We start from the raw sequence: 17,798 nt of genomic DNA, 5'->3' as shown, positions 1-17,798 counted from the left end.
GAACTGAGGCCCGGAGTCACTTCGCCGCCGGCACATCCCCACCGGCCCGCAGCCGCGATGCTCCCCGGCCCACGAGGGGGCATGTCAGCGGCGAAGCCGCCCCACGCCCCGGCCAGAACCCGGACAACCGCCACCAGCCCACAGGCCCCGCCCAACCGTCCAACCGTCCAACCGTCCGACAGCAGGACCCGTGGCCGGAGCTCAGGCCCTGAGCCACTCCGTCACGATCACATCCCCACCGGCCCGCAGCCGCAACGCGAACGGACCCGCGGGAGACATGTCGCTGGTGAAGCGGCCCATCGCGTCGACCGGGACCTGGGCGGCTGCCTGCGGGCCGCCGAGCACCTCGATCCGGGCCGACTGCGGCGGTAGCACCTGGCCCATCAGGCCCTCACCGGTGACCTCGACGTCGACGGTCAGTTCGCCCGCGCGGAAGGTGAGCATCCGCGGCGGGTCCGTCGCCCCCCTCACCGGGATGGCGTCGACCAGGGAGTCGAAGGTCAGCTCTGCGATCCGGGCGTCCAGGTCGTGCAACGCGTAGGCCTCGATGGCCAGTTGGCGCAGTTCGGCGGGGACCGGGTCCAGGATGGCGGCCGCCTGGCGCAGCTCCTCCTCCAGGAGTCCGGCATCGAAGTCGGCGTCGAACCCGGCATCGTCGAGGGACTCGTCCGGGGCGAATCCGTCGTCGGCCCTCCCGCCCCTGCCGTGCATGCCGTTGTTGCCGCTCACAGCGCCCCCCGTGCGTCCAGTCGTGCCTTCAGCCTGCGCAGACAGCGCTGGCGCAGCGGTCCGATGCTGCCCACCGCGATACCCAGTGCGGCGGACACCTCGACGTAGCTCGGCGGCGGCGAGGCCATCAGGACCCGCAGCAGCTGCCGGCAGCGATCGCCGAGTTCCTCGAACTCCTGCCACAGCCACCGGATGCGCTCGGCCTCGGCGGCCGCCTCCTCGGAGTCGATCAGGGACTGCTCGGGCGTGCGGTCCTCGCTGACCCGGTCCAGGACCTGCGGATCGTCGGTCGGCATCAGCCGCGTCAGACCCCTGATCACCTTCAGGCACTCGTGCCGTGCCGTGCTGGCCAGCCAGGACCCCGCCTTGTCCGGTTCCCGGATCCGGCCGAGGTTCTGGGCGAAGCGGAACCACACGGTCTGGTACACCTCGTGGCCGTCGGCGTCGGAGAGCCGGTGCGCACGCACGACGGACCACACCAGTGGGCTCAACCTCTCAACGAGCGCCTTCCAGGCCGCCGCGTCGCCGTCGACGGCGGACTGGACCAACGCGCCGACCTCTGCTCGGTCCACGGCCTCACCCCTCGTGTACGGCATGTCATCGTACGCCGTGGAGGGGATGGTTCCGGCCCTCATGCGGGAGGTGCCACTCGAACGACGGGCACCGGACGCCAGGTGGACGGACGGAGCGCCGCTACGTGCGCCCCGCGCACTTCCGCGTACTCGGTGTTCGTTTCGAGGAGTTGCCTGCGCGCCGCGCGGGGGTCGCGCTCCTTGTGCGCCGTCATATGGGCGGCCACGAGCCCGACGGCGACCGGCGTGGCGAACGACGTCCCGCTCCACTGCGCGAACCCCTCGAACATCACCTGGTCCGGCTTGCCCGAGGTGCTCTCCCGCCCCTCGCTCAACACGCCGGTGTGGCGCGGGTACTGGCAGGTGCAGGCGTAGGTGAAGCCGAACCGGCAGGCGTCGTACGTGGAGTGCTGGTACACGTACGGCACGGGCGCGTCGAAGCCGGTGAGGGCGCTGGTGAGGCGCTCGCCGGGGGCGTAGACCTTCACCCAGGAGCCGTGGTTGCTGAAGCAGGCGCCGAACTCGCCGTCGCCGCGCAGCGCGCCGACCGACAGGACGGCGTCCTCGTAGTCGGGCAGGGAGGCGTACGCGGCCGGCCAGAACGGGGTGGCGCTGGCGTTGTTGCCGGCCGCGGCGACCAACAGGGTGCCCTGCGCCCGCAGTTCCCGCATGAAGGCGTCGACGCCGAGCAGACCGTCGGTGCGGCCGTTGGAGGTGCCCGCGGAGAGGCTGATGATGTCGGGCCAGCCGTTCCGGTCGACGGCCTCGAACAGCTTGGCGCCGAAGTCGGACTCCAGGACGGCGCCCGCGTCGTTGAGGGTGTTGCGGACGGACACGTCGGTGTTGGGCGCGACGGCGGCGACGAGCCCGGCGATGAAGGTGCCGTGACCGACGTACTGCTGGAGGACGCCCGCGTCGTCGGTCTCGCCGACCTGGCCGTCGCCCTCGGTGTGGGCGAGCAGCGGGTAGGAGCGGTAGTCGCGCATCAGACCGGTGTCGATGACGAGGACTCCGACGGCGGTCTCCGGGTCGTACGGCGTCTCGGCGGCCGCCGGGTTCGGTGGCTGGGTGAGTGGGACGGGGACGGGTTCGTCTCCTGGACAGGCGTTGACCGCGATGGAGACCACGTGGTTGCGGCTGACCAGCCGGTGTCCCCGGCGTCCCTCCGCCTCCCGCAGGGCCCGCAGCGCGTGCGTGACGGCGCGGTCGCCGCTACGGTCCCCGTGGCCCGGGTCGCCGACCTGGATACGGGTGATGCCCGTCCGGTTCTCCGCGGGGCCCGCCCGGCGCACATGGTCCGCGACCAGGCCGGTGGTCTGCGTGAAGTGCGCACGCACGGTGTCCTCGACCGCCTGTGCCTCCTCGCCGTCGCGGGCGAGGACGACGCCCTTCTCGTAGAAGAACTCGGCGGAGTCGTCCGGCCCCATCGCCAGGGGGACGTCGGGCATCGAGCGCTGGATCTGGTCGAACTGCTCGTGGAATCGCTGAGGTGCCATGGCGTGTCCTCCCACTGAGGCGGTGGTCGTCAGTCAGAGCGGCGGAACCCCCGATTGATACAGCCGACGGAGACGGCACCAAACCCGTATGACGTGTAGGACGTACATCCGCACGCCACTACCATCCGAGGGGTGACAGCGGGAAGCGACTCGGTTCTCGAACTGCTGCCGATGGTGTTCGCCGCCCCCAACGAGGCGCTGACGCGGGCGGAGCTGGTGCTCGACGCCGATCCGTCGCCGTTGCACGCCTCGGTCGGGCACCAGGTGATCGGCATCTGGCAGCGGGACTTCGGCGACATGCGCATCGCGCTGCGCCATCTGCGGCGCGCCCGCGACCTGGCGGCACGCGCCGAGTCCCCCGACCGGGAGGCGGACGTCCTCGCCACGCTGGGGGTCGCACTGGTGCACGCGGGGCGCACGCGGCAGGGGCTGGCGGCGTTCGAGCGCGGTGTCGCGCGCGGCAGCGGCCACACCCGGGCCCGGGTCCTGTACCGGCGCGCCTACGTCTGGTGGGTGCTGGGCCACCACGGCCAGGCTCTGGAGGACGTACGCCGGGCCATACCCGTCCTGCGTCAGGCGGACGACGTGATCTGGACGGCGCGGGCGCTGACCCTGCGGGCCACCGTCCATCTGGCCCTCGGCGCGGTGGACCGGGCCGACGCCGACTTCACGTCGGCCGAGCGGCTGTGGGACACCACCGGCCAGGAGCACGACAAGGCCGACGCGGTGGAGAGCCGGGGTCTGACCGCGTTCCGGTCGGGTGACATCCCGGCGGCGCTGCGGCTGCTGGACGAGGCCGAGGAGCGGTACGCCAAGCTCGGCACGCCGACCTTCATGCTGTACATCCGGCGCTGCGAGGTGCTGATGGCCGCCGGTCTTGCCCCGGAGGCGCTGGCCGAGGCGGACGCGGCGATCGCGGTGCTGGACGAGATCGGCGGTCAGTCCACCCGCAAGGCCGAGCTGCTGCTCGCGGCCGCGCGGGCCGCCCGGTCGGCGGGGGACCCGCACACCGCCATCGCGCGGGCCGCCGTCGCCGTACGGCTGTTCGCCGGGCAGCGGCGCACCTGGTGGGAGACGCACGCGCGGCTGGTGATGATCGAGGCCCGGGTGGCCGCGGGGCGCCGCTCGGGGCGGCTGGTCGCGGACGCGGCCGCGGTCGCCGAGCGGCTGGCGGCCTTCGGTTCACCGTCCGCGCCGGAGGCCTCCCTGCTCGCGGGCCGGATCGCGCTCGCGCTGGGCTGGACGGCGGACGCGGAGCGGCATCTGGCCGTGGCCGCGCGCAGCAGACGCGGCGGGCCGCCGCTGGCCCGGATGACGGGCTGGGCCGCGCAGGCGCTGCGGGCGCGGGCGGCCGGCTCCGGACGGGGCGTCCTGGAGGCCTGCCGGCGCGGGCTCGACGTCCTCGACGACCACCGGATGACGCTGGGCGCCTCGGAGCTGCGGGCCCGCGCCACCGCGCAGGGTGCGGAACTCGCCGCGCTGGCCCAGCAGGCCAGCCTCGCGCGGGGCGGACCGCGCCGGCTGCTGGTGTGGAGCGAGCGCTGGCGGGCCACGGTGCTGTCCACGCCGCCCACCCGGCCGCCTGCCGACCCGGCGCTGCTCAGCGGCCTGACCGCGTTCCGGGAGATCGCGGACCGTGCGGAGAAGGCACGGATGGACGGGCGCCCGGTGCCCGCCCTGGAGCGCGAACAGCGGCGCCTGGAACGGGAGATCCGCTCCCGCACCCACCACATGCACGGCGACGCGCCCGGCTACGGCGACCGCTTCGACCCCGCCCGGCTGCTGGACCGGCTGGGCGACGGGCGGCTGGTGGAACTGGCCGTGCTCGACGGGCGCGTGCACGTGCTGCTGTGCGGGCAGGGGCGGGTACGGCGGTTCGAGGGCGGGATGCTCGCGGAGGCGGTGGCCGAGGCCGAGCATGTGCAGGCGGGGCTGCGGCGACTCGCCCACCCCGGGGCGGAGGCACGCCTTCCGCTGGTGGAGGCGGCGGGGTGCCGGCTGCAGGAGCTGCTGCTGGGCGGGGCCGCAGCGCACCTCGGCTCCGGGCCGGTCGTGGTGGTCCCGCCCGGCGCGCTGCACCGCGTGACCTGGGCCCTGCTGCCCGCGCTGCGGGACCGGGTGCTCAGCGTGTCGCCGTCGGCGGGCAGTTGGCTGCGTGCCCGGGAGACCGAGCCGCCGCCGGGCGGGGCGCACGTCCTGGTCCGCGGCCCGGGCCTGGCGACCGGCGGCGCGGAGGTACCCGAACTGGCCGGCCGGTACAGCGCGGCGAAGGTCCTGGAGCACGACGACGCACAGGTGCCCCGCGTGCTGGACGAACTCGACGGCGCGGCACTGGCCCACATCGCGGCGCACGGCACGTTCCGTGCGGACAGCCCGCTGTTCTCCTCGCTGCGGATGGCCGACGGCCCGCTCATCGTGCACGATTTCGAGCGCCTCGCGCGCAGTCCGTACCGGATCATCCTGTCCAGCTGCGACACCGCGCGGCTCGCCTCGGTCGGCGCCGACGAGCTGCTCGGTCTGGTCACGGCGCTGCTGCCGCTGGGCACGGCCGGGGTGGTGGCGAGCAGTGCGCCGGTCAACGACGCGGCGGTGGTGCCGCTGATGCTGGCCCTGCACAAGGGGCTGGGCGCCGGTCTCTCCCTGGCCGAGGCCCTGCGCGACGCCAGGGCCGCGCTGCCCGGGGACGCGGTGCACCAGGCGACGGGCTGGGCGTTCGCGGCGTTCGGCGCGGCGTGACGCGGGCCGGATACGACGGGCTGTGACGCCGGGGTGAGACGTGACGCCGCTCGCCCCCGTCGAACGCGCGTACGCCGAGCTCCGGCGCGCCGCCGCCACCGTCCGGGACCTGTACGTGTGTTCGCCCACCGTGGCGCGTTCAGGCGCGGCGCGCCGTGCCCGGGCGCCGTGCCCGGGCGCCGTGCCGCGGGCGCCGTGCGATCACCCGCCCGCCGCACCGCTTCGAGGGCCGTGTCAGGCCGACTCCGTGACCGGCAGCTCGACCAGCCAGGGCAGGGCGTCCCGGTCGCCGGCGCCCAGGCGCGTGTAGGCGCCGTAGAGGTGGTTCCCGACGGTCCGGACGGACAGGGTCAGCCGCTCGGCGATCTGCCGGTTGCTCAGCCCGGTGGCCGCGAGGGTGACGATCTGCCGCTGCCGGGCGGTGAGTTCGCCCAGGACCAGGCCGGACAGTGCCGGGGTGCGGGCGCCCTGGCAGCGGCGGGCCAGGGCGACCGCGCGGGTGCGGGACGCGCGGGCGGCACGCGGGTCGCGGTGCGCGCGGACGGCCTGGGCGTGTGCCTCGGCCGCGAACAACAGAAAACCGCGCTCCTCCAGTGCCTCGGCGGCGCGGTCCAGGGCGGGCCCGTCGCCCCGCGCCAGCGCGTCGGCGTGACGGCCGAACACTCCGTCGGCGGGCGGCCGTTCGACGATCTGCTCGATCTGCTCGATCTGCTCGATCCGCTCGAACCGCTCAGGCGTGCCGAGCCGTACGGCCTCGTAACGGGCGTACACGTCGTCCCCGGCGGTTCCCCGCGAGGTGCCGTCGGCCTCACCGTGTGCCGCCGCCTCGTCCGGGGCCGTCGCCTCTCCCGACTGCGCGGCGGCCCGGGCGAGTTCCGCACGGCAGGACGCGTCGCCCGGCGTCCACCGCAGCCCCTCCCTCGCCCAGGCCGCCGCCTCCCGCAGCTCCCCCCGGAGCCGCGCGTACCGGGCGCGTACGGCCGCGTAGCCGGCCGGCACGGGCGCTCCCTCCTCCGCGAGCCACTCCCCCACCGGCGTCGACACCCCCCGTACGTCCATGTCCTCGATCCCGCGTACCAGCGCGTCCCGTTCGGCCTCCAGGGCCGCTCGGCACTGCTCCGGCGTACGGGCCAGCCGCCGCGCCCGCAACCGTCCGGCGGTGGCCCGCAGCGCCGGGCCGTGCGGGGGACGGGCCAGGTGGACGGCGCCCCGGTCGTCGACGCGGATCAGACCGTCCGCCTCCAGGCGTTCCAGGACGTCCAGGTCGACCTCGTCCACGTGCGGCGGCAGGGGTTCGGCGAAGGCGAGGCGTACCAGGGTCTCGCGCTCGCCGGGGCCGGGGCGGTCCAGGAGGGCGGCGGCGTGCTCGCGCACGGTGGCGGTCACCGGCACCGGGCCACGCCACGCCCAGTCGTCCGTGTCAGGGACACGGGTCAGCGGCCCGGACTCGCGCAGCACGCCCAGCAGCTCACGCATCAGCCGCAGGTCCCCGCCGCACACCCGGTGCAGCCGGTTCACGGTGAGGGGCTCCAGGGCCGCGCCCCGGGCGAGCAGTTGTGCGGTCTCCTCGCGGGGCAGCGGCTCCAGGGCCAGCCGCGGGAGGAGCTCGCCGGTCCACAGCCGGGACACGGCGCCGGGCACCGGGACGCCGTCCGCGGCGACCACGACCAGACGGGTGTGGCCGTGCACGGCGAGCTGGTGGACCAGGGCGGCCGAGGCCTCGTCCAACAGGTGGGCGTCGTCCACCACGAGCAGTCGTACACCGGACAGGATCCGCACCGCGCGGTGCAGCGAGACCGACTCGGGCAACAGGTGCGCGAACGCGGCGAAGGGCAGCCCACGGGATTCGGGCGTCCCGGTCACCCGGGCGGCGTCGGTGCCGCGCACGGCCTCCGTGACGAGCCGGGTCTTGCCGAAGCCGGCCGGCCCGGTCACCACGATGCCGTGGCGTCCCGCGGTCAGGGACCGGCGGATCAGCTCCAGTTCGTCCTCCCGGCCGGTGAACGGCCAGGGCAGTTCGAGGGTCTTCGCGTCCTGTGCGTAGGTCGTCACGACATGAAGAGCCCGCATACTCACCCCTGATACAGGGGGACTTGAGTATCCCCCGACTCAGGCGCCCGGGAGGGGCCGGCGGCAGGCTTGGCCCATGACCCAGCGCTACTGCTCGCTCCCGCAGCAGCCGGCCCCGTCCTACGCACCGGGGCTGGCCGCCGAACGGCTGAGCGCGCTGCTGAGCGGGCGGCAGATGTGGGTCAACGGCACGGCCCTGCACTACTACTTCTTCGACGCCGACACCGACGCCTCGGTGATCCCCGTCCCGGGCACCGGGGAGACCCGCCGGGTGGCGTGGGCCGGCGCCGAGGAGCAGCGGGACGTCGTGCGCGAGTGCTTCCGGGAGTGGCAGGACCTCGGCGTCGGGGTGTCGTTCACGGAGGTCGCCGACCGCCGCGAGGCGGAGCTCAGGATCGGCTTCCAGCCCGGCGACGGCTCCTGGTCGACGGTGGGCCGGGACGCGCTCTCCGTCGGCCTGAACGAGCGCACCATGAACCTGGGCTGGGACCTGACCGCACCCGGACAGCGCGGTACGGCCCTGCACGAGATCGGGCACGCGCTCGGCATGCTGCACGAGCACCAGAGCCCGTTCGCCGGCATCCACTGGGACGACGAGGCCGTGTACGCCGACCTGGCGGGCCCGCCGAACTTCTGGAGCCGGGACAAGACGTTCTTCAACATCCTGCGCAAGCTCGACCCCTCCGAGGTCAACGGCTCGGTGTGGGACCCGCAGTCCATCATGGAGTACCCCTTCTCGTCGGGGCTGATCCTGGAGCCGGAGCAGTTCCGCGGGGGGCTGCACCCGCCCGGCACCATGTCCCCGGCCGACAAGGAGTTCGTGCTCCGCTGGTACCCGCCGGCCGACCGGCCCCGGCCTGCCGCGCTGGTCCCGTTCCGCTCGGCGCCGCTGCGCCTCGGTCCCGGCGAGCAGGCCGACTTCGCGATCGAGCCGCCGGAGACCCGCGAGTACACCGTGGGCACGTTCGGGGACGGCGACAGCGTGGTCGTGGTGTTCGAGGAGCGCGACGGCGAGCCGCGCTACCTGTGCGGCCAGGACGACGGGGGCGCACCGCACAACGCCACGGTCAGGGTCCGGCTCGTCAAGGGCCGCCGCTATTTCGTCCGCGTCCGCCTGTACTCCACGTGGGGTTCGGGAGAGACGGCCGTCATGTGCTGGTGACAGCACGGGCCGCCACGCGGATGTCCGGGCCACAGTCCGGCGCCGGGGGAGCGGTCGGGGAACGTGGCCTTCGGGGGAGGGTGACGTTCCTCGGCCGCACGGCGCGTCGCGCCTGACGGTCCGATCATCTGATCGTTGGCCTGGTCATGTCGTTGGCTGACGCGCAGTGGGCGCGGACAGAGTCGTTGCTGCCGGACCTGTTCTCACCCCGTGCTCTTGCCACCCCCTGACCGCGCTGCTCGAACACGGAGTGTGCGCCGAGGCGGTGCCGCTGGGTCTCCGAGCCGGGGATCCGCGTGTTCCGGGGCCGGGCGCCTCGTCCCCGGAACGTCACTCGGCGCCGGCTCAGACGGCGGTGCGGGTCACCGGGATCCACAGCTGCGCGTCGCACGATGCGGTACCGCATGGTGCTGTTCCCTTCGACGGTGAGGCGGAAGGACAGCCGGGGCTGCGAGTTCAGAGCCGCGCCGGTACGCCTGGCCTCGCCGGGTCCGACGCCGTGCACGGCGCGGAACGCCCTGGCGAAGGCTTCCCCCGAGGTGTAGCCGTAGCGGATCGCGATCTCCAGCAAGGTCGGTTCCCCGGCCAGTACTTCGGCTCCCGCGACGGTGAGCCGCCGACGTCGGATGTACTCCGACAGCGGCATCCCCGCCAGTGACGAGAACAGCCGCCGGAAGTGGTACTCCGACGTGACCGTGATCCGGGCCGGCGCGGACACCTCGATGTGCTGGTCGAGGTTTCCCTCGATGTGCTCCATGGCCTGGTTCAGCCGATCCAGCAACCCCGGCCTCCTTCCCTTTCGATCACCAACGTCAGGAAGGACCAAGCCTGCCGCACCCGACATCCTGTGCCCGCTCCGGTCGGGTGCGACAAGACCACGGTCACAAAACCCCGACCGCTTCGTTGTGGCCAGTGTCCACAAGAGCGCATCCGTTGCCGGCTGCGCCGGCGGACCGGGTCGAAGGCCGGTTACAGGGCCCGGCTGAAGACGACCCGAGGCTCACCGGGCCCGTCGTACTCCTTCTCGATCCGTGCCTCGAAGCCGAGACTGCGGTGGAACGCGACCGAGCCCTCGTTGGTGACGGATGTGATCGCCTTCAGCCGGACGGCGCCCTGCCGGCGGGCCGCGTCGGTGAAGGCGGAGTACAGCGCGCGGCCGAGGCCGGTGCCGCGGGTGTCGTCCCGGGTGGCGATGAGGTGGACGTATCCGGTGCGGTCCGGGGTGACGAAGCCGATGAGGTATCCGCGGATCTCCTCCTTCTCGTCGCGCGCGACCAGGCAGGTGGACCCGAACTCCTGTACCAGCGCCAGAAGATGCAGCCCGCGCAGGTCGCGCGCGCCCCAGTAGCGGGAGTGGTCCGCGAGGACCTGCTGGATGTCGGTGACGCCGGCGGGGGCTATACGGAGGGTCATGGTGCCGATCATGTCAGGACCGGGGCCGGGGGCGCCCCGTCCGGAAGGAGCGACCCCGGCGGCATGTCACCTCCGTCGCCGCTCCTGCGCGAGCAGCTCGTACGACCGCACCCGATCCGCGTGGTCGTGGGTGGCCATCGCGATGAGCGACTCGTCGGCCCCCGTGACCGGATCCGGGCGGTGCACGATCAGGGTGACGGCGAGGAACTTCACGACGCCGCCCGCCGGCCCCGTACCTCATCGGGAAGGGCGAGACCGAGGTGGTCGCGCAGGGTGGTGCCCTCGTACTCGGTGCGGAACACGCCCTGCTCCTGGAGCAGCGGGACGACCTTGTCGGCGAAGACGTCAAGGCCGCCGGGCGTGATGTGCGGGACGAGGATGAAGCCGTCGCTCGCGTCGGCCTGCACGTAGTCGTTGATGGTCCGCGCGACGGTGGCCGGAGAGCCGATGAAGTTCTGGCGGTTGCCGGTCTCGATGACCAGGTCGCGGATGGACCACTTGTTGGCGGCGGCCAGCTCGCGCCACTCGTGGGCGATGGCAAGCGGGTCACGGTACATGCGGACCTGGGCGCGGCCCCGGGAGATGTGTTCCTCGCCCACGTTCGGATCGATGTCGGGCAGCGGGCCGTCCGGGTCGTACGACGACAGGTCCCGGTTCCAGACGAACTCCAGGTGCTTGATCGCGGTGGCCCCGCTCACCTGCTGGCGGCGGACCTCGTGGGCGAGCTCCGCCGCCTCGGCGTCGGTGTCGCCGAGGACGAAGCTCGCGGCGGGCAGGATCAGGAGCTGGTCGGGGCGGCGGCCGTACTTGGCGAGGCGTGACTTGACGTCCGTGTAGAAGGCCTGGCCGCCGTCGAGGGTGGCGTACCGGCTGAAGATCGCGTCGGCGCTCGACGCGGCGAACTCACGGCCCTCGTCGGAGTCTCCGGCCTGGAAGATCACCGGGCGGCCCTGCGGGGAGCGCGGCACGTTGAAGCGGCCGTGGATGTCGAAGTGCTGCCCCTGGTGGACGAAGGCGCCGGCCTTGGCGTCGCGCAGGAAGGTGCCGGTGGCCTGGTCGGCGAGGATCTCGTCGCCGTGCCAGGAGTCGAAGAGCTCGTTCGCGGTGGCCAGGAACTCCTTGGCGCGGGAGTACCGCTCCTCCTGGGGCAGGAAGCCGCCCCGCCGGAAGTTCTCGCCGGTGAAGGCGTCCCAGGAGGTGACCACGTTCCAGGCGGAGCGGCCGCCGGAGAGGTGGTCGAGGCTGGCGAACTGGCGGGCCACCTCGTAGGGCTCGTTGAAGGTGGAGTTGATGGTGCCGGTCAGGCCGAGGCGGTCGGTGACGGCGGCGAGCGCGGCCAGCACGGTGAACGTGTCGGGGCGGCCGACGACGTCGAGGTCGTATATCTTCCCGCCCTGTTCGCGCAGGCGCAGTCCCTCGGCGAGGAACAGGAAGTCGAACTTGGCGCGTTCGGCGGTCCGCGCGAAGTGCGCGAAGGAGCTGAACTCGATGTGGCTGCCGGCGGCCGGGTCGCTCCACACGGTGGTGTTGTTGACGCCGGGGAAGTGCGCGGCCAGGTGGATCTGCTTCAGCGGCTTGCTCATGTCGGTGCGGTCCTCCGGCTCAGGCGGCTGCGTAGCGGTTGGCGGGGCGGGCGAGCCCGAGCAGGCCGCGCAGGGTGTCGGCCTCGTAGGCGTGCCGGAAGAGGTTCCGGCGCTGGAGCTCGGGCACCAGGCCCTGGGTGATCCGTGGCAGGTCGTGGCCCAGCACGCCGGGTCGCAGCCGGAAACCGGTGAGCCCGGCCTCGCTCAACTCCTGCAGGAGATCGGCGAGTTGGGCAGGGGTGCCGGTGAAGATGCGGGCGTCGCTGGTGTACGGCTCGCCCGAGAGCTCGTCGAGGCGCTCGCGCCGGGCCGTGGCCTCGCCCCGGTCGTCGTCGAGGAAGACCACGAGGTCCCCGAAGACGTGCAGGGGCTCGGCGGCGCGGCCCGCCGTCTGCCGCTCCGCGCGGATCTCGGCGACGATCGCGCGGGCCTGGTCGGTGTCGTGCGGGGTGACATAACCGACGTCGGCCTGGCGGGCCACCAGCCGGTACGGGACGGTGTCGTGCGCCAGGGCGGTGACGACCGGCTGGCCCTGCGGCGGCCGAGGGGTGATGGAGGGGCCCTTGACACTGAAGTGCCGCCCCTCGAAGTCGATGTAGTGGAGCTTGTCGCGGTCGATGAAGCGGCCGGTGGCCGCGTCCCGGATCTCCGCGTCGTCCTCCCAGCTGTCCCAGAGGCGGCGGACGACTTCCACATGGTCCGCGGCCTCGTCGAAGAGGTCGGTGACCAGGTCCTGGGCGGCCGGACTGTCGTAGGCCTCGATCCGGGGGACGGTGCGGCGGCCGAAGTGCGCGGCCTCGTTCGGCCGGGCGGTGACCTGCACGCGCAGGCCCGCACGGCCGGTGCTGACGTAGTCGAGAGTGGCGATCGCCTTCGAGATGTGGAACGGCTCCGTGTGCGTGGCCACCACCGTCGGCACCAGGCCTATGTGCCGGGTCAGCGGGGCGATGCGGGCGGCGGTGAGGACGGCGTCGAGGCGTCCGCGTACCTGGTCGGTGCGCTCGTCCGGTTCGAGGAAGAGCGAGGACTGCGGGCCGAGGCCGTCCTCGATGGTCACGAAGTCGAGCAGGCCGCGCTCGGCCTCGGCGACCAGGTCGGCCCAGTAGCGGGCGGTGAACAGGTCCCGGGGGCGGGCCACGGGCTCGCGCCAGGCGGCCGGGTGCCAGCCGGTGCCGTCGAGGGCGACGGCGAGGTGCAGGGGGGAAGAGGGTGTCGAGGACACGAGTGGGTGCCTTCCTTGAAGTCCGTACGACGGCGCCGGCCCGCACAGACACGGGGGCACGGCGGCAGGGCAACGGTCAGGCGCGACAGAGCGCGCCGGCCACGCGCTGGAGGTCTATGTGGGGCCGGGAGTGCAGGAGGACGGAGCGGAGGACACGTGTCACGTCCGTCACCTCCGTGCGTCGGGATCGGCAGGCCGCGGCGGGCGGCGCCGAAAACACCTCGTCATGAGTCACAACGCGCTGCCCGCCGCGGATGTTCCAGGCTCGGCGAGGGGGGCGTGCGGGCCGTCGAGAGCGGCCCACACGGCGTTGTCCAGGGCTCCGCCGCCGCGGACTCCGTTCTGCTGCACCACGGTGGCGGCGTCCTTTCGTACGCTGTCCCGACAATGAGCCCGCAAGGGATCAGGAGTTGTCGAGCGGCAGGCCGGGCGGGTTGACCTCGGCCTTGTCGACGGCCTCGTTGGAGAGGTTGTAGGCCGCCAGCCACTTGGCGTACTGGCCGTTCTTGATCAGGTAGTCGATGGCGTCGGCGAACGGCTTGGCCACACCGCTGTCCTTCTTCGTGGTCGCCGCGATCAGGCCCTGCAGCGTGGCGCCGGCGCCGGAGAAGGTGCCCGCGCTGCGGGTCGGGTTCGGCGACTTGGCGGTCTGGGTGATGTGGTAGGCGACACCGGGGTTGGCGGCGAAGTAGGCGTCGATCTTGCCGCCGGTCAGCGCCAGGTACGTGGCGTTCTTGCTGGCGAAGTTCTTGACGGTGAGGTTCTTGCCCTCCTTCTTCAGCTTCGCCTGCCACTCCAGGAGGATCTTCTCCTGGTTGGTGCCGTTGTCGACGGCGACCGTCCTGCCCGCGAGGTTCTCGTAGTTCCCGTCGAAGTTCCAGGTGCTCTTCTTCAGCACCTCGAAGCCGACGTTGTCCTTGCGGTAGGAGGCGAAGTCGTACTTCTTCTTGCGCTCCTCGGTGTCGGTGATGTTGGCGAAGGCGGCGTCGTACTTCCCGCTGTCGATACCGACGAACATGTTCTCCCAGGTGGCCTTGGAGAACTCCGGCTTCAGTCCGAGGACCGCGGCGACCAGACGGGCGAGATCCGGTTCGGCACCGGTGATGCTCTTCTGGTCGCTGCCGACGTACGCCAGCGGCGGGAAGCCGTCCGGCAGGATGCCGATGCCCAGCTTCAGGGTGCCGCCCTTGCGGATCGCGGCGGGCAGTTCGGCGCTGATGGACTTCACCTCGGAGACCTTGAGCTTCGTCTCCGTGGCAGCGCCGTTGGACAGCTGACCGACGGTCACCGTGCCCGCGGTGTCGGTGGTGGTGGCGGCGTCGCTGTCGCCCCCGCAGGCGGCGAGCCCGGTGGCCAGGGTGGCGACCGCGGTGGCCGCGGTGATGCCGCGTATCAGGCTGCGTCGGGAGATCTGGGTGGGCATGGCCGTCCTTGTCGTTCAGAAAGGGTGATGAGGGTGGTGTGGGGGGAAGTCGGGGGGGGCGCGGTGCCGCGCGGGGTCACAGGACCTTGCTGAGGAAGTCCCGGGTGCGCTCGTGCCGGGGGTTGTCCAGCACCTGGGCGGGCGGGCCCTGTTCGACGATCCTTCCGCCGTCGATGAAGACGACCCGGTCGGCGACCTCGCGTGCGAATCCGATCTCGTGGGTGACGATGACGAGCGTGGTGCCGCTGGTCGCCAGGTCCTTGATGACGGCGAGCACCTCGCCGACGAGTTCGGGGTCGAGCGCCGAGGTCGGTTCGTCGAAGAGGATGATCCCGGGGCGCAGGGCGAGGGCTCGGGCGATGGCCACGCGCTGCTGCTGGCCGCCGGACAGCTGCCGCGGGTAGGCGCCGATCCGTTCGCCGAGGCCCACCCGGCCGAGGAGTTCGCGGGCCAGCTCCTGCGCCTCGGACTTGGTCAGCCTGCCGGTGGCGACCGGGGCCGCGGCCACGTTGTCGAGGACGGTGAGGTGCGGGAAGAGGTTGAAGTTCTGGAAGACGAAGCCGATCCGGCTGCGCTGCGCCAGGATGGCGCGCTCGCTGAGCTCCTTGAGGCGCTCGCCGGTGCGCTTCACACCGATCAGCTCGCCGCCGACACTCACGTAGCCGATCTCGGGCTTCTCCAGGTGGTTGATCACCCGCAGCAGCGTGGACTTGCCGGAGCCGGAGGGGCCGAGGACGACGGTGACCTCGCCGGGGCGCACGGTCAGGTCGATGCCGTCGAGGACGCGGTGGGTGCCGTACCACTTGTGGACGTCGTGCACTTCGAGGGCGGCGGGGGCCGGCTCAAGGGTCTTGGTGCTGGTCATACGGCGGCCTCCCGGCGCAGCCGGGCCCGCAGCTCGGTGAGTGCGGCCCGCGCCTTCTGCAACGGTGTCGGCGGCAGGGTGCGGGTGGCGCCCCGGGCGAAGTACCGCTCGACGTAGAACTGGACGACGGACACGGCGCTGGTGAGGAGCAGGTACCAGACGGTGGCGACCAGCAGCAGCGGCACGATGTCGCCGGGGTAGGTGCTGCCCATGCTCTGCACCGTGCCGAACAGGTCGAGCAGCGACACGTAGAACACCAGGGAGGTGCTCTTGATCAGACCGATGAGCTGGTTGACGTAGTTCGGGGTGATGGATCTGAGAGCCTGCGGGAAGACGATCCGGGTGAACTGGTAGCGCTTGGGCAGGCCGAGGGCCGCCGCCGCCTCGTGCTGGCCCTGGTCGACGGAGAGGATGCCACCGCGGACGACCTCCGCCGCGTAGGCCGCCTCGTTGAGGCTGAGGCCGATCACGGCGACGGTCAGGTCGGTGGCCAGCCTGGACTCGTCGAAGGTGACGAAGGCGGGTCCGAACGGTATGCCCAGGCTCACCGTCTTGTACAGGGCGCTGAAGTTGTAGAGGAAGATCAGGACGACGATCAGCGGCACGGAGCGGAAGAGCCAGGTGTACACCCAGCTCACGGCGCGCAGCACCGGGCTGCCGGAGAGGCGTCCGAGGGCGAGCAGGATGCCGCCGAGGAGGCCGAGGACCGCGCTGAGCGCGGCGACTTCGAGAGTGATGACCAGACCGTCGAGGACGGTGGGGCGCAGGAACCAGTAGCGGAAGCGGTCCCACTGGTAGAAGGGGTTGGTGACCAGGCCGTGGGCGATCTGCGCGACGAGCACCAGCACGACGGCGGTGACGATCCACCGGCCGGGGCGGCGCAGCGGCTGAACTCGCTGTGCTGTCAGGGTTCTTGACGGGGTGTCGGCGGGTGGTGCCTCCTCGACGAGGGACACGACGGCGCCTGGTGGTTCACTCATGACGGGCTCCGGCGGAGTCGGAATCCCGGACCGTGGCGAGTCGTACGCGGACCACTACGGCGGCACTACGGCACGAAGCGGCATGAAGCGGTACGACGGAGACGCACGGGACGGGGGCTGGGCGGACAACGGCACACCGCTCGGGCGGTGTTCGTCAGGAACGCGGGGGCTGGGAGGTGGCGTCAGCCCCGACAGCGGGCACGGCCCGATGCGGTACACAGTGCGCTGTTGACCCGGAGCAGATCGACGGCGCGGTTGGCGACAAGGAGGTTCGCGTACGCCGGTACGCAACCCTGCGGACGGCTCGCGGCCGTCCTGGGAGCTGCGTACATGGCGTCACCTGTCACTGTTCGGGCCCGGTTGGGCCTTCGCGCTTACCGAAACGTCATCCGGTCCGGTCGTCACCTGGGGCACCCCACCGCGGTGCGAGGGTTGCCGGTCAGCAAGCCAGGGCTTGTCGCTGACGCTCATGACCGTTCTGGGCGTAAGTAACGCAGTCACCCGAACGAATGTCAACATGTGTCCACTTGATGGAACGGATCAACCCGCTCTCACCTGCGCAGACATCCCGGGGCGTCCGCCGCGTGGCCGGCCCAGTCCAGGATCTGGACGGCGGCTCCGGCCGCCTCCAGGCCCTGGCAACGGGCGTGATGGCGGCGGGCGATGCCGTCGAGGTCGAGGTGGGCGCCGAAGGCCGGGTGCGCGGCCAGGCGCCGGGCGTACGCCCACAGCGCCGGGTGGCCGGCGATGCGGTGCACGGCGGAGGCGTCCAGATGGTGGCGGTGCACGGTGTCGAGCTGGACCAGACTCACCCACAACTCGACGTCGGCCGCGGTGAGTCGGCCGTCGACGAGGTACTCCTGTCCGGCCAGCCGCCGCTCCAGCTCACCCAGGGTGCCGAGCAGCACGTCGAGCGCGGCGGCGCGCTCCGCCGGGTCGGCGTCGGCCCGTCCGGCGCACTGCCCGGCCTCCTCGACGCCCTCCGCACACAGCCGCCCGACGGCCTCGATCTCCGCCTGCGCTCCGCACGGGTGGAGCGTGGTGCGGTCGTCGCCGAAGCAGCGGTCCAGGTCGCGCAGGATGTCCGGGGTGTGGGTGCTGACGATCCGTCCGGACCAGTCGTCGCTGAGCACCGGCGCGAGGGCCGGTCCGGTGTACCGGTGCGCGCTGGCCTCGTACAGCGGACGCAGTGCGCAGTGGCCGCCGCCGGGGCAGTCGGGGACGGCGGGCAGGAAGGTCACGGGACAGATGTCGTCGAGGGCGAGGAGGCTGTGGCCGACGGCGAGGCGCAGGCCGTCCGGACAGGCGGTGGACAGATGGAGGCGGTAGCGGCGCGGCACGGCGTAGTGGCCGCTGCGGGCACCCCGGCCGACTCTGCCCCGGAAGGCGGGGGCGGGCCGGCGGGTGGAGGGAACGGCGGCGAGCGGAGTGATGGACATGCGTCTCCCCGGGATACGGGCGCGCGGACGTACGCGCGGCGGAAGCGTTCGTCGGTGGATGGGCGCCGGGCCGACGACAGGGCCCGGCGGCCGGATCGGCTCAGGAGG

At 72.5% G+C, this 17,798-nt stretch carries 16 protein-coding genes, 1 pseudogene and 1 riboswitch; of the genes and pseudogenes, 2 read left to right on the top strand and 15 right to left on the bottom strand.

Translation table 11 applies throughout. The annotated features are described in order from the left end of the window. Window positions 1-201 precede the first annotated feature (201 nt). Genes ACIPSA_RS18280 through ACIPSA_RS18270 form a run of 3 tightly spaced genes read right to left on the bottom strand, consistent with a single transcriptional unit; the run spans window position 202 to window position 2,797 of the window. Window positions 202-711 (bottom strand): hypothetical protein, encoded by a 510-nt coding sequence (locus tag ACIPSA_RS18280; RefSeq protein ID WP_402636663.1) that lies wholly within the window; start codon window positions 709-711, stop codon window positions 202-204. A 14-nt stretch (window positions 712-725) separates the two neighbouring features. Continuing rightward, window positions 726-1,364, bottom strand: a complete 639-nt coding sequence (locus ACIPSA_RS18275; protein WP_402635642.1) for an RNA polymerase sigma factor — start codon at window positions 1,362-1,364, stop codon at window positions 726-728. Then, a complete protein-coding gene (locus ACIPSA_RS18270; protein ID WP_402635640.1) occupies window positions 1,361-2,797 on the bottom strand; it encodes a S8/S53 family peptidase in 1,437 nt (478 codons plus the stop codon). The genes ACIPSA_RS18275 and ACIPSA_RS18270 overlap by 4 nt, the downstream gene beginning before the upstream one ends. A 132-nt stretch (window positions 2,798-2,929) precedes the next feature. Between ACIPSA_RS18270 and ACIPSA_RS18265 the strand changes: the two genes are divergently transcribed. Beyond that, window positions 2,930-5,533 (top strand): CHAT domain-containing protein, encoded by a 2,604-nt coding sequence (locus ACIPSA_RS18265; RefSeq protein WP_402635637.1) that lies wholly within the window; start codon window positions 2,930-2,932, stop codon window positions 5,531-5,533. A 234-nt stretch (window positions 5,534-5,767) separates the two neighbouring features. Here ACIPSA_RS18265 and ACIPSA_RS18260 read toward each other — a convergent pair whose 3' ends face one another. Further along, entirely contained in the window at window positions 5,768-7,603 is a 1,836-nt protein-coding gene (locus ACIPSA_RS18260) for a LuxR C-terminal-related transcriptional regulator (RefSeq protein ID WP_402635635.1), read from the bottom strand. A gap of 76 nt (window positions 7,604-7,679) precedes the next feature. Here ACIPSA_RS18260 and ACIPSA_RS18255 point away from each other — a divergent pair, with 76 nt between their 5' ends. Further along, window positions 7,680-8,765 carry a M12 family metallopeptidase gene (locus ACIPSA_RS18255; RefSeq protein WP_402635633.1) on the top strand — a complete coding sequence of 362 codons (1,086 nt, stop codon included), beginning with the start codon at window positions 7,680-7,682 and terminating at the stop codon, window positions 8,763-8,765. 382 nt (window positions 8,766-9,147) lie between these two features. Here the strand turns inward: ACIPSA_RS18255 and ACIPSA_RS18250 are convergent. The 11 genes and pseudogenes from ACIPSA_RS18250 to ACIPSA_RS18200 all read right to left on the bottom strand — a co-directional run. Then, window positions 9,148-9,546 (bottom strand): annotated as a pseudogene (locus ACIPSA_RS18250) (helix-turn-helix transcriptional regulator); the annotation flags it as partial. Between the two features lie 188 nt (window positions 9,547-9,734). Then, window positions 9,735-10,178, bottom strand: a complete 444-nt coding sequence (locus ACIPSA_RS18245; RefSeq protein ID WP_402635630.1) for a GNAT family N-acetyltransferase — start codon at window positions 10,176-10,178, stop codon at window positions 9,735-9,737. 66 nt (window positions 10,179-10,244) lie between these two features. Further along, on the bottom strand, window positions 10,245-10,391 hold the full coding sequence (locus ACIPSA_RS18240) for a hypothetical protein (protein WP_402636721.1): 147 nt from the start codon (window positions 10,389-10,391) through the stop codon (window positions 10,245-10,247). Beyond that, window positions 10,388-11,761 carry an NtaA/DmoA family FMN-dependent monooxygenase gene (locus ACIPSA_RS18235; protein ID WP_402635628.1) on the bottom strand — a complete coding sequence of 458 codons (1,374 nt, stop codon included), beginning with the start codon at window positions 11,759-11,761 and terminating at the stop codon, window positions 10,388-10,390. Before ACIPSA_RS18235 ends, ACIPSA_RS18240 begins: the two co-directional genes overlap by 4 nt. A 19-nt stretch (window positions 11,762-11,780) precedes the next feature. After that, a complete protein-coding gene (locus ACIPSA_RS18230) occupies window positions 11,781-12,983 on the bottom strand; it encodes an LLM class flavin-dependent oxidoreductase (RefSeq protein WP_402635626.1) in 1,203 nt (400 codons plus the stop codon). A gap of 76 nt (window positions 12,984-13,059) precedes the next feature. Beyond that, window positions 13,060-13,146 carry a putative leader peptide gene (locus ACIPSA_RS18225; protein WP_402636660.1) on the bottom strand — a complete coding sequence of 29 codons (87 nt, stop codon included), beginning with the start codon at window positions 13,144-13,146 and terminating at the stop codon, window positions 13,060-13,062. 68 nt (window positions 13,147-13,214) lie between these two features. Then, the gene (locus ACIPSA_RS18220; RefSeq protein WP_402635624.1) at window positions 13,215-13,337 is read right to left on the bottom strand and encodes a hypothetical protein; all 123 of its coding nucleotides are present in this window, start codon (window positions 13,335-13,337) and stop codon (window positions 13,215-13,217) included. Between the two features lie 49 nt (window positions 13,338-13,386). Beyond that, window positions 13,387-14,406 (bottom strand): transporter substrate-binding domain-containing protein, encoded by a 1,020-nt coding sequence (locus tag ACIPSA_RS18215; RefSeq protein ID WP_402635621.1) that lies wholly within the window; start codon window positions 14,404-14,406, stop codon window positions 13,387-13,389. A gap of 76 nt (window positions 14,407-14,482) precedes the next feature. Further along, window positions 14,483-15,271, bottom strand: coding sequence for an amino acid ABC transporter ATP-binding protein (locus tag ACIPSA_RS18210; protein WP_402635618.1), 789 nt, complete (start codon window positions 15,269-15,271; stop codon window positions 14,483-14,485). Further along, complete coding sequence (locus tag ACIPSA_RS18205) at window positions 15,268-16,251, bottom strand: amino acid ABC transporter permease (protein WP_402635616.1); 984 nt, start codon at window positions 16,249-16,251, stop codon at window positions 15,268-15,270. The genes ACIPSA_RS18210 and ACIPSA_RS18205 overlap by 4 nt, the downstream gene beginning before the upstream one ends. A gap of 365 nt (window positions 16,252-16,616) precedes the next feature. Further along, window positions 16,617-16,726: riboswitch (SAM riboswitch) on the bottom strand. 76 nt (window positions 16,727-16,802) lie between these two features. Then, on the bottom strand, window positions 16,803-17,690 hold the full coding sequence (locus tag ACIPSA_RS18200) for a glutathione S-transferase C-terminal domain-containing protein (RefSeq protein WP_402635613.1): 888 nt from the start codon (window positions 17,688-17,690) through the stop codon (window positions 16,803-16,805). Window positions 17,691-17,798 lie beyond the last annotated feature (108 nt).

The sequence above is a fragment of the Streptomyces sp. NPDC086549 genome (genome assembly GCF_044746205.1).
Taxonomy (GTDB): domain Bacteria; phylum Actinomycetota; class Actinomycetes; order Streptomycetales; family Streptomycetaceae; genus Streptomyces.
Note: the sequence above shows the minus strand (reverse complement) of the source record. Positions and strands in the feature narration are given on the sequence as shown.